Genomic DNA, 21,186 nt, shown 5'->3' on the forward strand with positions numbered 1-21,186 from the left:
GAATACATCATGCGCAAGGATTCCAATCACCACGACCCCGTGACGCCTGTCGCCCACAGCAAGAGACGCACGTTCCTGAAGGCCTCGCTGGCAGCCACGGCGGCCCCCCTGGTCCTGACCTCGGGCAAGACCCGCGCACAACCCACGCCCCTGCCGCCCAGCCCGCCGACGACACCGTGGGTCGAGGACCTGCCCAACCAGGTCACGCCGCTGACACCGCTGGCCACGCTGACCCCGGCCCCGACGATCAACGCGAACATCGCGGGCGGCGAGTGCGGTCGTGCACCGCACCAGCGCTACGCGGAACTGACCGTGCCCGGCAAGGCCGGCACGCCGCTGCTGTACCAGCTGACGGCCAAGGAGAACCTGGCCTGGCTGTTCAACGGCAACAACCCCTACTACCCCCCGCAGCCCATCTGGGGCTACGAAGGCAACACGCCGGGGGTGATCACGCCGGGCCCCACGATCCACGCGCGCTACGGGCAGTCGGTCATCTGCCGCATCCGCAACCAGCTGCCGCAGAACCACACGGGATTCGGCTCGCCCGAGATCAGCACGCACCTGCACAACATGCACACGCCGTCGGAGAGCGACGGCTACGCGAGCGACTTCTACAGCGCCGTCCAGGGCGGCGTGACGCTGACCGCGCCGGGGACCTTCAACGACCACTTCTACCCCAACCTCTACGCCGGCTTCGACGAGTTCGGCGGCCTCGGCGATTCGCGCGAAGCCCTAGGCTCGCTCTTCTATCACGACCACACGGAAGGCGTGACGGCACCGAACGTGCTCAAGGGCATGTTCGGGCGCTACATGGTCTTCGACGCGCTCGACACCGGCGACGAGACCACGGGGCTGCGGCTGCCCAGCGGCGCGTACGACTACCCCCTGAGCTTCTCGGACAAGCGGTTCGACTCGGGCGGCCGGCTGACCTTCGACGAGCTCAACCCCGAGGGCGTGCTGGGCGACAAGATCGTGGTCAACGGCAAGATCGAGCCGGTGCTGCGCGTGGCACGCCGCAAGTACCGGCTGCGGCTGCTGAACGTCGGGCCGTCGCGCTTCTACGAGTTCGTGCTGCAGAACACGGGCGGCACCATCGTGTACCCGTACACGCAGATCGCCAGCGACGGCAACCTGCTGCCGGCACCGATCGTGAACCAGCTGAGGGTGCGGATCGCCCCGGCCGAGCGCGCGGACATCGTGGTGGACTTCTCGCGATTCCCGCTGAACACCACGCTCTACCTCGTCAACCAGCTCACGCAGGTCGACACCCGCAAACCCGGCGTGGTGCAGTCGCCGGGCACGCGCGTGCTCAAGTTCATCGTCGATCGCCAGCCCCCGACGCCCGACCTGAGCGTGGTGCCGAGCGTGCTGCGCCCGCTGCGCGACCTGCCCAGTGCCAGCGAACTCGCGGCCCTGCCGGTTCGCACCTGGGTGTTCGCGCGCAACAGCGGCATGTGGAACGTCAACGGGCTGTTCTTCGATTCGCTCACGGCCAGAGCCAGGATCACCAGGGGCACCGCCGAGATCTGGGAGTTCATCAATCCCGACAACGGCTGGCAGCACCCGATCCACGTGCACTTCGAAGAAGGCCGGATTCTCAGCAAGAGCGTCAACGGCGTGAGCCTGACCATTCCCGTGAACGAGCGCGGACGCAAGGACGTCTTCGTCGTCGGCGAACTCATGACCGTGAGGGTGCTTGTGCGCTTTCGCGATTTCTCGGGCAAGTACCTGATGCACTGCCACAACCTCACCCACGAGGACCACGCAATGATGGTTCGCTTCGACATCGTGTGAAGAACGCCGATGACTTCCAGGAGATTCTCATGAACCACCGCAGACACTTGATCGCCGGACTGGGCGTCGCGTCCTTGTACGCGTTCGGCCTGCCCGCCTCCGCCGAGGCGCCGGCAACGGCTGCACGCCCGGGGCGTCGCATGCCGAACGTCGAACTGAAGACCCACACCGGGGCGAAGGTGAACTTCTACGACGACCTGGTCCGGGGAAAGATCGTCGCCATCAACATGATGTACGCGGACTGCGAAGGCATCTGTCCGCTCATGACCAACAACCTCCTGCGCGTGCAGGAGCGCCTGGCCTCTCGGGTGGGCCGGGACATCTTCATGTACTCGATCACGATCCGCCCGGAGATCGACACCGTGGAGCACCTGGCCGACTACGCCGAGATGCACAGCGTGAACCCGGGCTGGCTTTTCCTGACCGGGAGCCGGAGCAATATCGACCTCGTGCGCTTTGCCCTGGGCTTCTACGACCCGGACCCGAAGGTCGACAAGGAGATCAATCGCCACACCGGCATGGTGCGCATCGGCAACGACGTCTACGACCGCTGGTCGATGGCGCCGGCGCTGGCGGCGCCCGAGCAGATCGTGGCCGCCATCCTGCATGTCGATCGCAGCCCGGCCGCGGTTCGCCGCGCGGGTGGCGCCATCTTGCAGGCCGACCCTCGGAGCACGGTCTGAACCAGCGCCTGCGCCGACCCCCACCCGGTGGACAGGGCTCACGGGCCCCCGCCACCGGGAAGCGTCTCGTCCCGGCATGGGGCGCCGTGCTCGCAGCGAGCTTCGCGTGGCCCGTCCATGGCCAGAGCCTGGTCGAGATCTACACGTCGGCGCGCGGCTACGACGCCACCTACCAGGGCGCGCGAGCCCAGTACGAGGCCACGCTGGCGCGGGCGGCGCAGTCCAGGGCCGGCATCCTGCCCACCGTCGGCCTGTCGGCCGGCGCCTCGCACACCCGGCAGGACCTCTCGACGGAAGGCAGTGCGACAACGCGCGGGTTCAACACCCAGAGTGTCGGCATCAACGCCACGCAGCCGCTGTACCGCCCCGCCAACTGGGCCGCCTACGAGCAGGGCCAGCGGCAGGCCGAGGTGGCGCAGATGGTGCTCACCATCGCCGAGCAGGACCTCATCGTGCGCGTGAGCCAGGCCTACTTTGACGTGCTCGCCAGCCAGGACAGCCTGGCCCTGGTGCGCGCGCAGAAGGTGGCCGTGGCCGAGCAGCTGGCCTCGGCCAAGCGCAACTTCGAGGTCGGCACCACCACCATCACCGACGCGCGCGAAGCGCAGGCCCGCTACGACCTGGTGATCGCGCAGGAGATCGCCGCCGAGAACGACCTGCAGGTGAAGAAGATCGTGCTCGACCAGCTCGTCGGCAGCACCGGCAGCGTGCCCGTGCCGCTGGCGGCGCCCGTGGTGCTGCCTCCGCTCGCGCCCGCCGACATCGAGGTCTGGACCTCGCACGCGGATGCCGGGCACCCTGCGATCCAGCAGGCCCGCCTGAGCCTGGACGTGGCCGGGCTCGAGGTGCAGAAGGCGCAGGCCGGCCACCTGCCCACGCTCGATGCGACCCTGGGCTACAACGTCACGAACAACCCCCAGGGCACCAACACCACGCCGGGCCGCTCGCGGGTCAAGGCCCTCACCGTGGGCGTCTCCCTCAACCTGCCCTTGTTTGCCGGCTACGCGATCGAGAACCGCGTCAGGGAAACGCTGGCGCTCGAAGACCAATCGCGCTCGCTGCTCGAGGCCACGCGCCGCGGCGTCGCGCAGGCCACCCGCGCCACCTACCTGGGGCTGGTGTCGGCCGCCGGCCAGGTGAAGGCGCTCGAAGCCGCCGAGGTCTCCAGCCAGATCGCGCTGGAGGCCAATCGCATGGGCTACCAGGTGGGCGTGCGCATCAACATCGACGTGCTCAACGCGCAGAGCCAGCTCTTCCAGACCAAGCGCGACCTGGCGGTGGCGCGCTATTCGGTGCTGCTCGGCAATCTCAAGCTGCGGCAGGCCAACGGCACGCTGGTGCCCGAGGACCTGAACGCCATCGATGCCGCGCTTGCAACCCACGGCCGCACCCCGGTCGACAGCGCGGCGCCCGTCTCCGTGTCCAGGAGAACGCCGGCTCGCCAATGACGAGGCATGCCATGGCACGTACCGACAGCACCAGCGACTGCTCGCGGCCATGACGGCGCTGAACATGCAGGTGACGCCATGCGACTGCTTCTGCTTCAGGATCGCGCGCGGATCGACGACGGCCTGTTCACGCACTTGCGCAAGAACGGGTTCCTGATCGACAGCGTCGAGCGGCTCGGCGACATCGACGTGCTGGAGAACGAGTCCTACGACGTGCTGCTCGTCAGCTCGCAGTTGCCCGACGGATCGGGACTCGACTGGGTCCGGTTGTTGCGGGTGCAGCACATCACCACGCCGGTCCTGATGCTGATGGTGGGAGCGCCCGGCCCGACCGCGCAGGCCGAGGTCCTCGACGCGGGCGCGGACGACTTCGTGGTGATGCCGTGCCGCCCCGAGCTGGTGGCCGAGCGGGTGCGGGCACTGCGTTGCCGGGCCGCGGGCCTGGCAACGCCGCGCGTGCGGTGCGGCGACGTCGAGTTCGACCTGGGCAGCCGGACGACGGTCCGCTGCGGCATGCCTGTCGCGCTGACCGAGCGGGAATGGAACCTGGTGGAGGCGCTCGCGCTGCGCTTCGATCACACGGTCCCCAAGGCCCAGGTGGAATTGCTGGTGCAGGGGATTCACGGCGCCCCCACGAGCAACGCCCTGGAAGTGCACCTGTCCAACGTGCGGCGCAAGCTCGGGCGGCAGATCATCCGGACGATTCGCGGGGTCGGCTACCGCCTGAACACCTGAGCCCGTCGTCTTCAGACTCGTAAGCGTGCCGCACACAAGATAGCAACCTTAAGACGTGCGACTGGCCAGAATCGCACCACTCGCAGAGCCCCATCACTCACCGATGGCGCCACCACTGTCGCAGCGTCCCCCCGGGGCATGAATGGCGACACCTTCTCACGCAGGTACCACCGAACCATGTTCAAGCCCTCTCCCGCTCTCGTTTTCGCCAATTTCATGCAGCTGCCGACCATCGTGCCGAAAGCGGTGTGGCGCGCGCTGCGCGTGGTGAGCATCGCCTCGGCCCTGGCCCTGGCCGTCATGCTGGCGCTGCGGCCCGCCACCGCGATGCCCTTGTTCTGGGGGCTGATCGTGCCGTCGCTCCCGCTCGTGTTCATGCTGGCACCCGGGCTGTGGCGCAACGTCTGCCCGCTGGCCGCCATCAACCAGATCCCCCGCAGGCTCGGCATCACGCGCGCACTCACGAGCCGCCGCCTGTCGCAGGGTGCGGCATTTCCGATCGGCATCGGCCTGCTGATCTGCGCGGTCGTCGCGCGCAAGCTGCTGTTCAACGGCAACGGCATGGCCACCGCCGGCCTGCTGGCGGCAGCCATGGGGGCGGCGCTCATCGGCGGCCTGCTGTTCAAGGGCAAGAGCGGCTGGTGCAGCAGCATCTGCCCCCTGCTGCCGGTGCAGCGGCTGTACGGCCAGACGCCGTTCATCCGCATCGCCAACACGCACTGCGAACCGTGCGTGGGCTGCGCCAAGAACTGCTACGACCTCAACCCCGGCGCCGCGTACCTGGCCGACCAGTACGACCCGAACCCGGCCTACCGCAACTTCCGCAGCTTCTTCGCGGGCGTCTTTCCGGGCCTGATCCTCGGCTACTACCTCGTGCCTTCGCCCGCCGAGATCGGCCCGGTCTCCACGGTCATGCAGATGCTGGTCTACATGGCGGCCAGCCTGACGCTCTTCAACCTGATCGAACTGCTGGGCAGCAAGACGCGCAACCTGTCGCCGGTGCTCTTCGCGGCGGCCGCGTTCTCGCTGTACTACTGGTTCACCGCCCCGCTGGTCGTCAGCACCTTGAGCAGCCTGAGCGGCATGGCCATCGCCCCCGAAGTCGTCGCCACGCTGCGCGGCCTGACGATCATCGCGAGCCTGACGTGGATCGCGCGGTCGCTGCATGTCGAGCGCCTGTTCCTTCGCCGTGAACTGCGCAAGGGTGTCCGGGACGGCTCCCGGCTGGCGCCGATCGTCATCGAGACGATGCGGCTGCACCGCGGCCCGAACGACGCCGCGCGCAAGGCGCCGGTTGCAGCCCCGCCGGAGAACGAGGCCGCTGCGGCCGCGCCGGCGGATGCGTCCCCGCAGCCTGCCGAACTCTGCATCGACCCCACCGGCACGAAGACCCCCATCCGCAAGGGCCAGACCCTGCTCGAAGCGCTCGAGGACTGCGGCGCCCCCATCAACGCCGGCTGTCGTTCCGGCGTGTGCGGCGCCGACCCGATCGCCGTCGTGGCGGGCGGCGAGCGGCTCGCCCCCATCGGCAGCGACGAGCGGGCGACGCTGGCCCGGCTCGGCTGCGCCGACGGCACGCGCCTGGCCTGCATGGCGCGCATCCGCAATGCCGGGCCCATCCGCATCGACCTGAAGCGGGAGGCGACCCCAGCGGCGCGAGAGACACGCAAGCCCGAAGTCGTGCCCTTCGATGCGTCGATCCGCCGCGTCGTGATCGTGGGCAACGGCGTGGCCGGCCTGACCGCGGCCGACCATGTGCGGCGCCGCCACCCCGACTGCGAGATCCATCTCATCGGCCGCGAGAACCACAACGCCTACAACCGGATGGCCATTGCCAAGCTGATCAGCATGCCGACGGGTGTCCAGGGCCTGCACCTGCTCCCCGAGCAGTGGTATGCCGAACACCGTGTCACCGCGTGGCTCAACACGCACGTGTCGGGCGTCGACACGCAGCGTCGCGAGCTCACGCTGGCGACCCGCGAGACGCTGGGCTACGACAGGCTCATCCTGTGCTCGGGCAGTTCGGCATGGGTCCCGCCGCTCGACGGCTACGGCATCGAGGGCAGCTTTGTCCTGCGCGATGCCGACGACGCGATGGCGATCCGCGACTACATGCAGCGCTTCCACGGCACCTGCGCGGTCGTGCTGGGCGCCGGCTTGCTCGGCCTGGAAGCGGCGCAGGCGCTGGCGCAGCTCGGGGCGCAGGTCCATGTGCTGTCGAACAGCGGCCAGATCCTGGACCGGCAGATCGACACCCCGGCCAGCGCCTTGCTGGAAGCGCACCTGGCAACCCAGGGCATCCATGTCATGACCGGTGCCGACGCCGCGCGGCTGGAGCCGGGCAGCGAGGGCCGCGTGGCGCGGCTCGTGCTGAAGGACGGACGCCAGCTCCCCGCCGACGTGGTCGTGGTGTGCACCGGCGTGCGCGCCAACGTCGACATCGCGCAGTCGGCCGGCCTGGCGCTCGGCCGCGGCATCATCGTCGACGCACAGATGCGCACCAGTGCCGCCCATGTCTACGCCGCGGGCGATGTGGCCGAGTTCGAGGGCCACTCGATCCCCCTGTGGGCCGTGGCTGCCGAGCAGGGAGAAATTGCGGCCGTCAATGCGCTGGGCGGCAAGCGCGTCTATCGCGGCCATGTGCCCGTGACCGCGCTGAAGGTCTCGGGCATCGACGTCCGCTCCGCGGGCTCCGTGCACGCCGCGCGGCCCGGCGAATTCGAGTTGACGCAGTCCGAGCCTGCGCAGGGCATCTATCGCAAGCTGGTGGTCGCCGAGGGCCGGCTTGTCGGCGCGGTGCTGGTCGGATCGCCGGACGAGGCGGACGAGGTCATTCCCGCCGTGCGCGAGCACGCGCCGGTCTCCACGATGACCGCCTTGCTGGAGCGTGGGGACTGGCAGCAGCATTCGGTGGCATTGGCGGCCTAGCCCTACACGCAGCAGGCAAGGTCCTGGACGAATGCCTGCAGCTCTTCGGCGACTGCGGCTGCATGGTCGAGTACCCGATCGCATGCATGCCGACGCGCGCGTGCAGCGCATCTACGGCGGCACGAGCGAGATCATGAAGGACCTGATCGCGCGCAAGCTGGGCGCATGAAAGCACCCCGTCGAGGGTGCACGCGACCACGGAACGACAGCGCGCCCTCGCCGGTCGACATGCAGCCCGCATCCGGCTGAGCCAGAGGGTATTCCCCGAGCCGGTGTCGGCGAATCTGTCGGCTGGTTGACGGAATCGATGGCCGCTGTTTCCTAGCATGGAGACGCAGTCCCACCCCCTGTAGCAACGGGGGACGCGCCCAGAGGCGCGGGGCCTGCGCGACCCATTCCCAAGGAGACACTTCCGTGAACAGGACATTGCTGCGGCCGGCACTCACCGCGCTGGCCCTTCTCGCCCTCGCCGGCGCGGCCACGGCGCAAGACGGCGCCGGCTACCCAAGCAAGACGGTGACCATCGTCGTGCCCACGCCGCCCGCCGGCGGCACCGACCTCATCGCGCGGCTGTTCGCCGACGTGCTGGGCAAGGCCTTCAAGCGGAGCGTGATCGTCGACAACCGCGCCGGCGCCAACGGCATCCTGGGCGTCGACTTCGTCGCCAAGGGGCCGGCCGACGGCACGCGCGTGCTGTTCACCTACGCCGCCACGATGGTGATCAACCCGGCGCTCTACAAGAAGCTGCCCTACGAGCCGCTCAAGGACTTCGCGCCCGTCGCGCAGGTGGGCCGCGGCGGCAACCTGCTGCTGGTGCGCAAGGACCTTCCGCCGAACACGCTCAAGGACTTCGTCACCCATGCCAAGGCCCACCCCGACAAGCTGAACTACTGCTCGTGGGGCAACGGCTCGGGCGGCCACCTCACGATGGAAAGCCTGAAGAAGCAGGCCGGCATCTCGCTGCTGCACGTGCCCTACAAGGGCAGCAGCCCCTGCGTGCAGGACCTCATGGGCGGCCAGGTGGACGCCGGCTTCGCCGACATCTCCTCCACCATCGAGGTGGTGAAGGCCGGCCGGGTCAAGGCCCTGGCCTACAGCGGCCCCGACCGCCTGCCGATGCTGCCCGACGTGCCCACGATGACGCAGGCCGGGTTCCCGTTCAAGAACTACACCTGGTACGGCTTCTTCGTGCCGGCCAAGACGCCGCCCGCCATCGTCAAGCGCCTGAACGAAGAGATCTACCGCGCCCTGCAGGACCCGGCCGTGACCCAGCGCCTGCGCGAACTCAACTTCACCGACCTGCCGCGCCCCACGCCCGAGCAGTTCAAGGAAGTCCTGCGCCAGGACCTGCAGGACTGGAGCGCCCTGGTCAAGTCCATCGGCGTCACGCTGGACTGACGCCCGATCCACCACGACGCCGGGGCCCTGCCCCCGCGCGTCCCGGAGAACATCCCCATGACACAAGAAAAATCCAACCCGTCCGCCACGCTCGGCGGCTTCAACACCCTACCCGGCCAGGGCAGCCACCTGCCCTTCGATGCGCCGCCCAGCGCCAGCATCGCGGGGCGCAAGCTGTCGGAGTCCACGCACGAGCGGCGCAAGGCGGTGCCGCACCTGCGCGACGACGCACCGAACGTGCTGATCGTGATGCTCGACGACGCCGGCTTCGCGCACCCCGACACCTTCGGCGGCGAGATCCACACGCCCACGCTGACGCGGCTGGCCGGCAGCGGCATCACCTACAACGCCTTCCACAACTGCGGCGTGTGCTCACCCACGCGCGCCTCGCTGCTGACGGGGCGCAACGCGCACCGCGTGGGCTACGGCCACATCTCCGAATACGCCACCGACTGGGACGGCTACGTGGGCGTCATTCCCAAGAGCGCCGGCACGATGGCCGAGGTGCTCGGGGCCTGGGGCTACAACACGGCCGCGTTCGGCAAGTGGCACAACACGCCGGCCAACCTGACCACGCAGATGGGCCCCTTCGACCGCTGGCCCACCGGCCACGGCTTCAACCACTTCTACGGCTTCCTGGGCGGCGAGAGCTCGCAGTACGAGCCGCGTCTGGTCGAGAACACCACGCTCATCGAGCCGCCGCGCGACGAGGGCTACCACCTGAGCGAGGACATGGCCGACAAGGCCTGCGGCTGGCTGCGCCGCCACCGCGCCATCACGCCCGACAAGCCCTTCCTGATGTACTGGGCGCCCGGCGCGGTGCACGGCCCGCACCACGTCTTCAAGGAATGGACCGACAAGTACAAGGGCAAGTTCGACGACGGCTGGGACGCCTACCGCGAACGCGCCTTCGCGCGCCAGAAGAAGATGGGCTGGATCCCCGAGACCGCCGAGCTCACGCCCCGGCCCGAGACGCTCGCCAGCTGGGACAGCATTCCCGAGGCCGAGCGCCCGTTCCAGCGCCGGCTGATGGAGGTCTACGCCGGCTTCCTGGAGCACACCGATGCGCAGATCGGCAAGGTCGTCGACGAGCTGGAGCAGCTCGGGCTGCGCGACAACACGCTGGTGTTCTTCGTGTTCAGCGACAACGGCGGCAGCGCCGAAGGACAGAACGGCACCGTGGTCGAGCTGCTGGCGCAGAACCGCATCTCCACCAAGATCTCGCAGCACCTCGAACTGCTGGAAGGCCTGGGCGGCCTCGACGCACTGGGTGGCCGCAAGACCGACAACATGTACCACGCCGGCTGGGCCTGGGCCGGCTCCACGCCGTTCCAGAGCACCAAGCTGATCGCCGCGCACTTCGGCGGCACGCGCACGCCGCTGGTCGTGTCGTGGCCGCGCGGCATCCGGCCCGACACCACGCCGCGCTCGCAGTTCCACCACGTCAACGACATCGCGCCCACGCTCTACGACATCCTGGGCATCACGCCGCCGGTCGAGCTCAACGGCGTGCGACAGGATTCGCTGGACGGCATCTCGATGGCCTACACCTTCGCCCATCCACAGGCCGAGGGCCGCAAGGGCGTGCAGTACTTCGAGGTGGCGGGCAGCCGCATGGTGCACCACGACGGCTGGACCGCGGGCGTGTTCGGCCCGCGCATTCCCTGGGTCGCGGGCGCCGCGCCCGGGCTGGCCACCTGGGACCCGGACAACGACGTCTGGGAGCTGTACCACGTCGCGAAGGACTACGCCCAGGCGCACGACCTGGCGCAGGCGCAGCCGGCCAAGCTGGCGCAGATGAAGGAGATGTTCGCCGTGCAGGCGGGCATCAACCACGTCTATCCACTGGGCGCGATCTACCACCTGACACTGAAGCCGCAGCACCGCATCGCGCCCCGGCATACCTCGTGGCACTTCAGCGGCGACATCACGCGCATTCCGGAGAACTGCGCGCCCAACATCAAGACACGCAGCCACACGGCCACCGTCGACGCCACGCTGGGCGAGCGCGCGAGCGGCGTGCTGTTCGCGCTGGGTGGCTTCAACGGCGGCATCTGCCTGTACCTGGACGACGGCCACCTGGCCTACGAATACAACATGCTCGGCATGTACCGCTTCAAGGCACGCTCGCCCGCGCGCATCGCCGCCGGACGCCACGCGATCGACGTCGAGTTCACGATGAGCGACGGCACGGCGCCCCAGCGGCCCGCGCGCGCCGTGCTGCGCGTCGATGGCGTGCAGGTGGCGGCGTGCGACATCGGCGTCACGGTGACGGCCATCTTCTCGGCCTGCGAGACCTTCGACGTCGGCTGCGACCTGGGCTCGCCGGTGGCGGCCGAGTACTTCGACCGTGCGCCGTTCGGCTTCGACGGGCGCATCCACGACGTCTGGCTGCGCTATGCGGAGGCCCAGTCGTGAGCACGTTCATCACTGAAGCAGACGCCTACGCCATCGGCATCGAGGCCTACACCTATGCCTATCCGATGGTGGTGATGGAGCTGACGCGCCGCGTGGCCACCAACGTCGCGCAGCCCGACGGCGCGCGCGTGCGCGGGCCGATGAACCGCTTCGTGCACGTGCCCACCTACCCCGACGCCGGCTTCAAGGACGTGGTGCGTCCCAACGCCGACACGCTGTACTCCAACATCTGGTACGACGTCGGCGACGAGCCGCTGGTGCTGACGCTGCCAGACATGGGCGAGCGCTACCACGTCATTCCGTTCTACGACCTGTGGACCGACGTGTTCGCCACGCTGGGCACGCGCACCAACGGCAACGGCGGCGGCCACTTCGCGCTCGTCGGCCCACGCTGGAAAGGCACGCTGCCCGAGGGCGTGCGCGCCATCGTGAGCCCCACGGACGTGGGTTGGATCGTCGGGCGCATCCAGACCAACGGCGCGGCCGACTACGCCCACGTGCACACGCTGCAGGCCGGCTTCGAGGCCGTGCCGCTGTCGGCGTGGGGCCAGCCCCATGACCCACCCGCCGGCCACGTCGATGCAGCGGTGGACATGCGCCCGCCCGTCGAGCAGGTGGCCGCGCTCGGTGCTGGCGCCTTCTTCGCGCTCTTCGCCGAACTGCTCCAGCGCAACCCGCCGCATGCCACCGACGGTGCGCTGCTGCTGCGCATGGAGCGCATCGGCCTGGTCCCCGGCCGCGGCTTCGCACTGGCCGAAGCCCCCGAGGCCGTGCAACGCGCCCTGACGCGCGCCGCGCCCGATGCCTACCGGCGCATGCTCGAGCGCGCGCCGGCGATGCGCATGGTGCGCAACGGCTGGAGCCTCGGCAGCAACGTGGGCGTCTACGGCAACGACTACCTGGCGCGCGCCTTCGTCGCCTACGCCGGCCTGGGCGCCCTGCCGCGCGAAGAGGCGATGTACCCGCGCTCGGTCTGCGACAGCGAGGGCCAGCCGCTGTCGGGCACTTCGCGCTATGTGCTGCACTTCGACGCGCACGAGTTGCCGCCGGCCGATGCGTTCTGGTCGCTGACGCTGTACGGTCCCGACCAGTTCTTCGTCGACAACGCGCTCAACCGCTACGCCATCGGCGACCGCGACGCGCTCGCCTTCAACGCCGACGGTTCGCTGGACCTGTACATCCAGCACGCGTCGCCGGGCCCGGCCAAGGCCCCGAACTGGCTGCCCGCGCCCGCCGGCCCTTTCAGCATGAACCTGCGCCTGTACGTGCCGCAGGCACCGGTGCTCGACGGGCGCTGGGCACCGCCCGCGCTGAAGCGCCTGCCCTGACCGAACCGACCGCATCGTCTCCCACCCGAAAGGCACTCACTTCATGAACCGTTTCAGCTTCCGCGCGCTGCGCGCGCCCGGCCTGTGCATCGTCGGGCTCCACCTGGCGGCCGGTGCCGCCCTGGCGCAGGCCGACTACCCGAGCAAGCCGATCCGCATCATCGTCCAGTACCAGGCCGGCGGCTCGGCCGACGCGCTCGCGCGGCTGGTGGGCGACGGGCTCGCCAAGCGGCTGAAGCAGCCCGTGCTGGTGGAGAACCGCAGCGGCGCGGGCGGCATCATCGGCACCGACTACGTGGCCAAGAGCCCGCCCGACGGCTACACCGTGCTGCTGTCGGTGCCGGGCCCGATCGCCGCGAACCTGGCGCTGTACAAGAAGCTGCCCTACGACCCGCGCACCGACCTGCGCCACGTGTCGGACATCGCGAGCACGCGCACCATCATGGTCGTGCACCCCTCGGTGCCGGCGCAGGATTTCAAAAGCCTCGTCGAGGCCGTGCGCAAGGCGCCCGGCAAGTACGCAATGGGCTCCTGGGGCCCCGGCGTGCAGCCGCACCAGATGCAGGTCTTCATGGACAAGACCTACGGCACCCAGACCTTGCACGTGGCCTACAAGGGCGAAAGCCCGATGGCGGTCGACCTGCTCAGCGGCGTGATCCAGATGACCGTGGGTTCCATCAGCACCTTCCAGCCCTACGTCGCGGCCGGCAAGCTGCGCGCCATCGCCGTGCCCGGCGCGCAGCGCGCCAAGGCCGCGCCCACGGTACCGACCTTCGCCGAGCAGGGCTACAAGGACGACATGTTCATGCTCATGGCGCCGACCTCGCTGCTGGTGCCCGCCAAGACGCCCGATGCCGTGGTGGAGAAGCTGAGCCGCGAAGTCGCCGCGGTGGTGAAGCAGCCCGAGGTGCAGCGCCGCATCGAGGACATGGGCGCCGAGCCCATCGGCAACACGCCGGCGGAAGCCACGGCAGCCTACAAGGCGTTCCTGCCCGTGTCGCTGAAGCTCACGCGGGCCACGGGCGTCACGCTGGACTGATTGCGCCGCCGGCCGAGAACCGTGCATCACCCGCCTCCCGATTTCGAACCCCGGGTGTACACCCCGCAGCGCATCGCCGCGATCGTCGCCACGCTGGCCTCGGACGGCATCCCCGCCGCACAGGCCCTGGCCGGCAGCGACCTCGACGAGGCCGCGCTGCGCGATCCCGGCACGCGCGTGTCGTATGCGCAGACGGTCACCGTGCTGCGCAATGCGCTCGCGCTGGCACGCAACCCCACGGTGGCGCTGCGTGCGGGCGCGCGCATGCACCTCACGGCCTACGGCATGTGGGGCTATGCATTGCAGAGCAGCCCCACCTTCAGCGCGTTGATCGAGTTCGCCATCACCTACCGCCGCGCCATCGGGCCGCTGGCCGACATGCACCACGACCCCGCGCGCGCGCCCGGCACCTGCAGCTTCGAGGTGCTGGTGTCGCCCGACCCGCGCGACCCGCTCTACCGCTTTGCGCTGGCCTTCACCTTCGCGGCCCACCTGACGCTGGCGCGCGACCTGTACGGCGATGGCTTCGGCTTCACGGGCCTGCGCCTGGCCTGCCCCGCGCCCGAGCACGGCGCCAGCGTCTGGGAGGCGTGGTTCCAGTGCCCCGTGCAGTTCGACCAGCCCGACAACGCACTGCAGTTCGACGAGGCCTGGTGCACGCGCGCGCCGCGCCTGCACGATCCGCTCACGCACGCCATGGCCAGTGAGAGCTGCCAGCAATTCGTGGCCGGGCTCGCGCATGCCGGCGGCATCGCCGCGGCGGTGCGGCGCACGCTGGTGGAGCAGATGCCGTGGCGTTTTCCGAGCATCGAGTCGATGGCCCGCACGCTCGCGCTGGAGCCGCGCACGCTGCGGCGGCGGCTCGCCACGCACGGCACCACGTACCGGTCGATCCTCAACGAGGTGCGCCTGCGGCTGGCCATCGAGTACCTGCGCAAGACCCGCATGACCACCGAGGAGATCGCGGAGCGCCTGGGCTACAGCGAGGCGGCCAACTTCCGGCATGCCTTCGTGCGCTGGACCGGCACCAGCCCGCACGCCTACCGCCTGAGCTGCGCGCCGTGCTGAGGCTTCAGCTCAGTCTTCCGCGGCGATGCGGTGCAGCCGAGGCAGGTCGACCACGGTGACCAGGCGGTAGCCCTCGTTGCAGCCGAGCACGCCCTCGTCCTTGAACTGCGCCAGTTCCTTGCCGACGGTCTGGCGCGACACGCCCAGCATGTTCGCCAGGTCGGTCTGCGAAACGCGCAGCTCGGTGTCGCACGGCGCGCCGCTCGCGTCCCCGTAGCGATACACCATGTTGAGCAGCGTGATCGCCGTGCGCCGGCGCACCGAGCCCAGCACCTGGTCCTGCAGGATCTCGGCGCTCATGCGATAGCGCCGCAGCATGGTCTGGGCGATGCTGCGCCACAGCACCGGCTCCGCATCGAGGATGCGCCGCATGGCGGCACCGGGGATGTGGATGATGTGCGAATCGGCGCGCGCATCGAAGGCGAAGATGGGCTGCATGTCGTCGATCAGGTGCACCATGCGCGTGATCTGGCCGGCCCCGAGCACCGAGAGGATGTACTTGTCGCCGGCCGCGTTGGTGGCCGCGATCTCGATCGAGCCCGACACGATCACGAACACCTCCCGCTGGTGGTTGCCGCGGCTCACGAGCGGCGTGCGGCGCCGGTAGTGCCTGGCGCGCGCGGCGTTCGCCAACTCGCGCAGCCGGTCTTTCGGCCAATCGAGAAACACCGCGCACGTGCTCAGCCCGTGCTCGATCTCTTCCCTTGTGCTCTGCGATACGGGTTGCGGGTATTCCATGGGATGACTCAGCAAAAACTGTTGCCTGGTTGACGGATTCGAAGAGCAGCGATTCCTATCATAGGACCGGCCAATCAAAGAACAACGAGGAACTCCCTAAGTGAGACATGCACGTTCCCTGCCTGCACGCCTGCCGCTGTTTCGCAGCACCGCGGCGCGTTCATTGATCCGGCTTCTTGCGTCGCGCATGCGACGCGATGCGCGAACGACGAGACCCCTGCGCAGCATGCGCGGCTCGCGCGACGCGATGCGAATGCCGTGATGCGCGGCCACACGCCCTGCGTGCGCGGCTAGAGGCCGCCCCCCTTTTTCCCGAAGTCCCCGAAGGGCATCCGCCCTTCGGAACACCCGAGCCCTGGAACGCAGCGATGCGCACCAGCGGACTCGTTCATCCCTGAAGAAGCAAGCAAAGCAAGACCTGCCATGAAACATCACTCCCTGGCCGCACTGGCTCTCCTCACCGCCGCCGGTACCGCGTCGGCGCAATCGTCCGTCACGGTGTTCGGCATCGTCGACGTCGGCATCAGCCGCTACACGTCCAAGAGCACGTACCACAGCCCCAACCCCTTCGCGCTGCCACCGGCGAACGCCGCGGGCGGCAGTGCCAAGACGAGCCAGACCGCGCTGTCGAACTCGGGCTATGCGGGCAGCCGCGTCGGCTTTCGCGGCACGGAGGACCTGGGGGGTGGCCTGGCGGCGAGCTTCTGGCTGGAGTCGGGCATCACCAACGACGACGGCGCCAAGGGCATCACCAACTTCAACCGCCGCTCGACGATGAGCCTGTCGGGTCCATTCGGCGAACTGCGCCTGGGCCGCGACTACGCCGCGACCTTCTGGAACGACACCGTCTTCGATCCCTTCGGCACCAACGGCGTGGGCACCAACCTCATCGCCAACATCAACAGCCGCATCGCCGCCATCGCCGGCCCCGGCTCCGTCGTGGCCGCGACCGACAACTACATCCGCACCGGCAACTCGATCGGCTACTTCCTGCCGCCGAACCTGGGCGGCGTCTACGGCCAGCTGCAGTACACGCTGCACGAGAACACCAAGCGCAGCGACCAGCCCGGCACGCCATCGGCCAAGGGCCGCTACGTGGGCGGCCGCCTGGGCTATGCCAGCGGACCGCTCGGCATGGCCATCGCCTACGGCCAGAGCACCGCCGCCGACAGCACCACGCTCAACGCGCTGGGCATCGCGACCGCCACGCAGGAGCGCAAGATCAACGCGCTGAACCTGGGCGCGTCGTACAACTTCGGCCCCGCCAAGCTGTTCGCCGAGGTCTCGCGCGTGCAGGACAAGAACGAGACCGGCACGCTGCAGAACCTGCCGGGCCTGGCGGTCCCGTTCATGAACACCGCCACGCGCAAGGACAAGTACAACGGCTACATGCTGGGCGTGACCGTGCCCGTGGGCCCGGGCCTCATCCGCGCGTCGTACGCCTCGGTGAAATACAAGAACGGCGCACCGGCCGCGACCGACCTGAACAGCCTGCTGTGGGGCCTGAACGGCAACCGCGACACCACGGCCAACCAGATCTCGCTGGGCTACGTGCACAACCTGTCCAAGCGCACCGCGCTGTACGCCTCGGTGTCGCGCATCCGCATCAAGGACGGCTGGAACAACTCCGGCGTGATGGGAGCCATCACCGGCGGCTCGGCCGCCTACCTCACGGGCGGCACCGCGCAGGCCGCGGGCTGGGCGCCGCGCTCGTCGATGGGCTACGACTTCGGCATCCGCCACGCGTTCTGAGCGCATGCGAAAAGAGGTACCCATGGCTTTGAAACACCTGTCGCCGCTGCTCGTGGCGGCCCTGCTCGCGGGCGGCTGCGCCACGCCGCCCGCGCCGACCACCTCGGCGGCCGATGTCGGCGAAACACGCCCGGGGTCGGGCTATCTCAAGGGCTACCTGGCCTCGGCCGAGATGCCCGACAGCCTGGCGCTGCTGCCACCGCCGCCCGAGGCCAACTCGGCCGCGCTGGCGGCCGACGTCGCCGCGTTCCGCAGCCTCACCGCGCTGCAGGGTTCGCCGCGCGGCGCGCTCGCGGTGCGCGATGCCAACCTGCGCTTTCCGGAGGCGGCCTCCACCTTCTCCTGCGCGCTGGGCGTGCGCATTTCCGAGCAGCAGACGCCGCACCTGAACATGCTGCTGCGGCGCACGCTGGCCGATGCCGGCGGCGCCACCTACAAGGCCAAGGAGAAGTACCAGCGCACGCGGCCCTTCGTGGCGCTGAAGGCCGCCAGCTGCACGCCGAAGGAAGAGGCGCACCTGGCCAAGGACGGCTCCTACCCCTCCGGGCACTCGGCGCTGGGCTGGGCCTGGGCCCTGGTGCTGACGGAGCTCGCGCCGGAGCGCGCGGACGCGCTGCTGCAGCGTGGCCGCGCCTTCGCGCAAAGCCGCGGCATCTGCGGCGTGCACTGGCGCAGCGACATCGAAGCGGGACGCCTGATCGGCGCGGCGACCGTGGGCCGGCTGCACGCCAACCCGGTGTTCACGGCGCAGATGAACGCGGCGAAGAACGAGATCGCGCAGGCACGCAGCCGCCCGGACAGCGCCCCGCCTGCCGCCGACTGCGCGGCCGAGGCGAATGCGATCGCGGGCTCCGCGGCGCTGACGCCCTGAGCACGCGCCGCGCCCCTCGACCACCTCGCCCACGGCCGGCGTGTGTGCGGGTTGTCGAGGGGAACGCTGCGTGTGCGAAGCGGGTAGCCTCGCCAACTCCAACCACTCCAAGGAGACCTCGCATGCGCCATCGTTCCGTTCTGTCATGGGGTGCCGCGGCCTCGGCGGTCGCACTCCTCGCTGCATGCGGCGCCATGTCTTCGGGCAAGGACGCCAACCCGATGAGCTTCTTCATCACGAGTGCCAATCCCGGCAAGGGCGGCGACCTCGGCGGCCTGGCCGGCGCGGACCGCCAGTGCCAGGCGCTGGCCGCGAGCGCCGGTGCGGGCGGCAAGACCTGGCGTGCCTACCTGAGCGCCACCGAAGCGGGCGGCCAGCCGGCCGTCAACGCACGCGACCGCATCGGCGCCGGGCCGTGGCGCAATGCCAAGGGCGTGGTCGTGGCCACCAGCGTGGCCGACCTGCACAGCGCGAACGCCAAGCTCGGCAAGGACACCTCGCTGACCGAAAAGGGCGAGGTGGTCTCGGGCTTCGGCGACCCGGTCAACCGGCACGACATCCTCACCGGCTCGCGCCCCGACGGCACGCTCGCGCCGGCCGCCGCCGGCAAGGACACCACCTGCGGCAACTGGACGCGCAGCGTCGACGGCTCGGCCATCGTCGGCCACCACGACAAGAAGGGCACCAACCCCGACCCGGTCGCCAACGCCTCGTGGAACGCGTCGCACGGCACGCGGGGCTGCAGCGTCGACCAGCTCAAGCAAAGCGGCAGTGCCGGCCTGATGTACTGCTTCGCCGTGAACTGAGCCCGCAGGGCGGCGCCCCGGCCCGTGCGTCGATCCACGGGCGGGCGCGCTGCGATGTGCCACAGACGACCCATCGGAGGACTTCATGATCCAAGCCACCCAGCCCCTTCGTGCAGCGCCGCGGCGCCTGCTTCTTTGCCTGGGTGCCGCGGCACTCGGCCTGGGCGCCTTCGGGGCAAGCCCCGCGTGGGCACAGACGGCCTGGCCCAGCAAATCGGTCACGCTGCTGATCGGCTTCCCGCCCGGCGGGCAGACCGACTTCGCCGGCCGCGTGTTGACGAACGGCATGCAGGGCGCGCTCGGCCAGCCCGTGGTCATCGACAACAAGGCCGGCGTGAACGGCAACATCGCGTCCGTCGAACTCATGAAGGCACCGCCAGACGGCCACAAGCTGCTGGTGGGCAACGGCTCGATGACGATCATGCCGCACGTGTACACCAAGCTCGGCATCGTCGATCCGCAAAAGATGACCCCCATCGGCATCATGCTGCAGTCGCCGCTGGTGCTGGTGGTGCCCGCCACGTCGCCGATCAAGACCTATGCGCAGTTCGCCGAAGAGGTGAAGTCGCGTGCCAAGAGCGGCAAGGGCATCGACTACGGAACGGGGGGCGCAGGCTCGCTGATCCACGTCACGATGGAACTGCTGCGCGAGCGCCTGGGCAACCCGGCGATGAACCATGTGCCCTACAAGGGCAGCAGCCCGGCGATGGTCGACCTGATGGCCGGTCGCCTCGACGCCATGTTCGACGCCACCTCCGTCGTCGCGCCGTTCGTGAAGTCGGGGCAGTTGCGGCCCCTGCTGGTGACCAGCGACAAGCGTTCGCCGATGCTGCCGAACGTGCCCACCGCCGCGGAAAGCGGCATCAAGGACTTCAGCATCATCTCCTTCATCGGCCTGTACGGACCGCCCGGGTTGAGCCCCGAGGTCGTGAAGAAGGCCAACAGCGCGATGAACGCGGCACTGAAGGAGCCGACCGTCGTCAAGAGCATCGTCGATCGCGGGGACGAGCCCGGTGGCGGCTCGCCCGAGCAGCTCGGCGCGATGACCCGCGACCAGTACAAGATGTGGGGCGCCGTCGTGAAGGCGAACAACATCACGGCCGACTGAGCTTCGGCCCCGCGCCTCGCATCAGGCGCTGAGCACTTCGCGCAAGTGCTCGACGAAAGCGCGCGCCGCATCGGGCAGGCGCCGACCGGCCATGCTCTGCACCTCGAAATGCCGCTCGTTCATCTCGCGGTCGCGCAAGGCGCGCGCCACGATCGTGCCGTTCTCGAGTTGCTGGCGCAGCGCGAGCTCGCCGCAGAAGGTCACGGCCTGGCCGTGCGCCGCGTAGTGCACCAGCGGGTAGAGGTGATCGCTGGTCAGTGCCGCCTCGAGCGGCAGGCGCTGGCGGGCGCAGCTGATGTTGAGCAGCTGGCGCAGCGTCGACGTGGGCGCCGGCAGCGCGAGCGGGTAATGGACCACCTGCGCCAGCGACACCTGCCGCCGCTCGGCCAGCGGATGCGAAGGCGCCATGACCGCGCACACGGGCGAGGGATGCCGGATCTCGACGTCCAGGCCGTGCTCCGAGCCCAGGCTCACCGTCACGCCTAGGTCGACCAGGCCTTCGCGCACGCGGCGCGCCACTTCGCGCTGCACGCACATGTCGAGCGAGAAGCGGATACCGGGACAGCGCGCCTGGAACGCAGCCACCAGGGCCGGCAGGAACTCGTAGGCGAAGCCCTCGGTCGCGGCCACGCGCACCTCGCCCTTGCGCAGGCCGCGCAGCGCGAGGATGTCGTCGGTCACGCGCTCGATGTCGAGCCAGGCCCGGCGCGCGTGCGCCGCCAGCAGCTCGCCGGCTGAGTTCAGCGCCATGCCGCGGGCGCGGCGCTCGAACAGGAGGGTGTCGAGTTCGCGCTCGATCCGGCCGATCTGGCGGCTCACGGCCGACGGCGCCACGTTCAGCCGCACGGCCGCCTCGGTGACCGAGCCGACGCGCGCCACCTCCAGGAAGTAGCGCATCGACTCCTCCTGGAGCACGCGCTGGTTGATCGGGCGTTCGGTGCGCGCCCCGGTGCGGGCGGTGGCGGGAGGCTTGGAAGTGGGAGGTTTCATCGGGATGGTCTGCGTTGCGCCTGCAGCAACGCAACCTTCCAATCATTGTGCTTGCTACACCGCAAGGCGTGCCCCAGCATTT

Annotated in this window: 16 protein-coding genes and 1 pseudogene; 15 read left to right on the top strand and 2 right to left on the bottom strand. The window is 69.5% G+C overall.

Features of this window, described 5'->3' with window-relative positions; all coding sequences use genetic code 11:
• Positions 1–9: 9 nt before the first annotated feature.
• The 11 genes and pseudogenes from AC07SQ_RS27820 to AC07SQ_RS27870 all read left to right on the top strand — a co-directional run bounded on the left by AC07SQ_RS27820 (position 10) and on the right by AC07SQ_RS27870 (position 14,839).
• Entirely contained in the window at positions 10–1,794 is a 1,785-nt protein-coding gene (locus AC07SQ_RS27820; RefSeq protein WP_495273569.1) for a multicopper oxidase family protein, read from the top strand.
• A 29-nt stretch (positions 1,795–1,823) separates the two neighbouring features.
• Positions 1,824–2,477, top strand: a complete 654-nt coding sequence (locus AC07SQ_RS27825; protein ID WP_070059880.1) for an SCO family protein — start codon at positions 1,824–1,826, stop codon at positions 2,475–2,477.
• Positions 2,478–2,563: 86 nt separating this feature from the next.
• Positions 2,564–3,925, top strand: coding sequence for a TolC family outer membrane protein (locus AC07SQ_RS27830; RefSeq protein ID WP_495273570.1), 1,362 nt, complete (start codon positions 2,564–2,566; stop codon positions 3,923–3,925).
• 78 nt (positions 3,926–4,003) lie between these two features.
• Positions 4,004–4,660 (top strand): winged helix-turn-helix domain-containing protein, encoded by a 657-nt coding sequence (locus tag AC07SQ_RS27835; protein ID WP_495273571.1) that lies wholly within the window; start codon positions 4,004–4,006, stop codon positions 4,658–4,660.
• A gap of 216 nt (positions 4,661–4,876) precedes the next feature.
• Positions 4,877–7,588, top strand: coding sequence for an FAD-dependent oxidoreductase (locus tag AC07SQ_RS27840; RefSeq protein WP_495273572.1), 2,712 nt, complete (start codon positions 4,877–4,879; stop codon positions 7,586–7,588).
• 14 nt (positions 7,589–7,602) lie between these two features.
• Positions 7,603–7,757, top strand: a pseudogene (locus tag AC07SQ_RS27845) (acyl-CoA dehydrogenase family protein); the annotation flags it as partial.
• A gap of 245 nt (positions 7,758–8,002) precedes the next feature.
• Positions 8,003–8,986 carry a Bug family tripartite tricarboxylate transporter substrate binding protein gene (locus AC07SQ_RS27850; RefSeq protein ID WP_495273573.1) on the top strand — a complete coding sequence of 328 codons (984 nt, stop codon included), beginning with the start codon at positions 8,003–8,005 and terminating at the stop codon, positions 8,984–8,986.
• Between the two features lie 57 nt (positions 8,987–9,043).
• Positions 9,044–11,404, top strand: a complete 2,361-nt coding sequence (locus tag AC07SQ_RS27855) for an arylsulfatase (RefSeq protein WP_495273574.1) — start codon at positions 9,044–9,046, stop codon at positions 11,402–11,404.
• Positions 11,401–12,732 (top strand): DUF1254 domain-containing protein, encoded by a 1,332-nt coding sequence (locus AC07SQ_RS27860; RefSeq protein ID WP_495273575.1) that lies wholly within the window; start codon positions 11,401–11,403, stop codon positions 12,730–12,732. The genes AC07SQ_RS27855 and AC07SQ_RS27860 overlap by 4 nt, the downstream gene beginning before the upstream one ends.
• Positions 12,733–12,775: 43 nt before the next feature.
• Positions 12,776–13,771, top strand: a complete 996-nt coding sequence (locus AC07SQ_RS27865; protein WP_495273576.1) for a Bug family tripartite tricarboxylate transporter substrate binding protein — start codon at positions 12,776–12,778, stop codon at positions 13,769–13,771.
• A 21-nt stretch (positions 13,772–13,792) separates the two neighbouring features.
• Positions 13,793–14,839: an AraC family transcriptional regulator gene (locus tag AC07SQ_RS27870; protein WP_495273577.1), complete on the top strand. Its 1,047-nt coding sequence runs from the start codon at positions 13,793–13,795 to the stop codon at positions 14,837–14,839.
• 9 nt (positions 14,840–14,848) lie between these two features.
• On the opposite strand, the gene AC07SQ_RS27875 is transcribed toward AC07SQ_RS27870, so the two are convergent.
• Positions 14,849–15,577, bottom strand: coding sequence for a Crp/Fnr family transcriptional regulator (locus AC07SQ_RS27875; protein ID WP_082817968.1), 729 nt, complete (start codon positions 15,575–15,577; stop codon positions 14,849–14,851).
• A gap of 423 nt (positions 15,578–16,000) precedes the next feature.
• Here AC07SQ_RS27875 and AC07SQ_RS27880 point away from each other — a divergent pair, with 423 nt between their 5' ends.
• The 4 genes from AC07SQ_RS27880 to AC07SQ_RS27895 all read left to right on the top strand — a co-directional run bounded on the left by AC07SQ_RS27880 (position 16,001) and on the right by AC07SQ_RS27895 (position 20,114).
• Positions 16,001–17,329, top strand: coding sequence for a porin (locus AC07SQ_RS27880; protein ID WP_495273578.1), 1,329 nt, complete (start codon positions 16,001–16,003; stop codon positions 17,327–17,329).
• Between the two features lie 22 nt (positions 17,330–17,351).
• Positions 17,352–18,200, top strand: a complete 849-nt coding sequence (locus AC07SQ_RS27885; protein ID WP_495273579.1) for an acid phosphatase — start codon at positions 17,352–17,354, stop codon at positions 18,198–18,200.
• Between the two features lie 122 nt (positions 18,201–18,322).
• The gene (locus AC07SQ_RS27890) at positions 18,323–19,006 is read left to right on the top strand and encodes a hypothetical protein (RefSeq protein WP_095744436.1); all 684 of its coding nucleotides are present in this window, start codon (positions 18,323–18,325) and stop codon (positions 19,004–19,006) included.
• 85 nt (positions 19,007–19,091) lie between these two features.
• Positions 19,092–20,114 carry a Bug family tripartite tricarboxylate transporter substrate binding protein gene (locus tag AC07SQ_RS27895; RefSeq protein ID WP_062470813.1) on the top strand — a complete coding sequence of 341 codons (1,023 nt, stop codon included), beginning with the start codon at positions 19,092–19,094 and terminating at the stop codon, positions 20,112–20,114.
• A 21-nt stretch (positions 20,115–20,135) separates the two neighbouring features.
• Here AC07SQ_RS27895 and AC07SQ_RS27900 read toward each other — a convergent pair whose 3' ends face one another.
• On the bottom strand, positions 20,136–21,041 hold the full coding sequence (locus tag AC07SQ_RS27900; RefSeq protein ID WP_062470965.1) for a LysR family transcriptional regulator: 906 nt from the start codon (positions 21,039–21,041) through the stop codon (positions 20,136–20,138).
• Between the last annotated feature and the right edge of the window lie 145 nt (positions 21,042–21,186).

Source organism: Variovorax sp. GW821-FHT06D12, assembly GCF_059419205.1.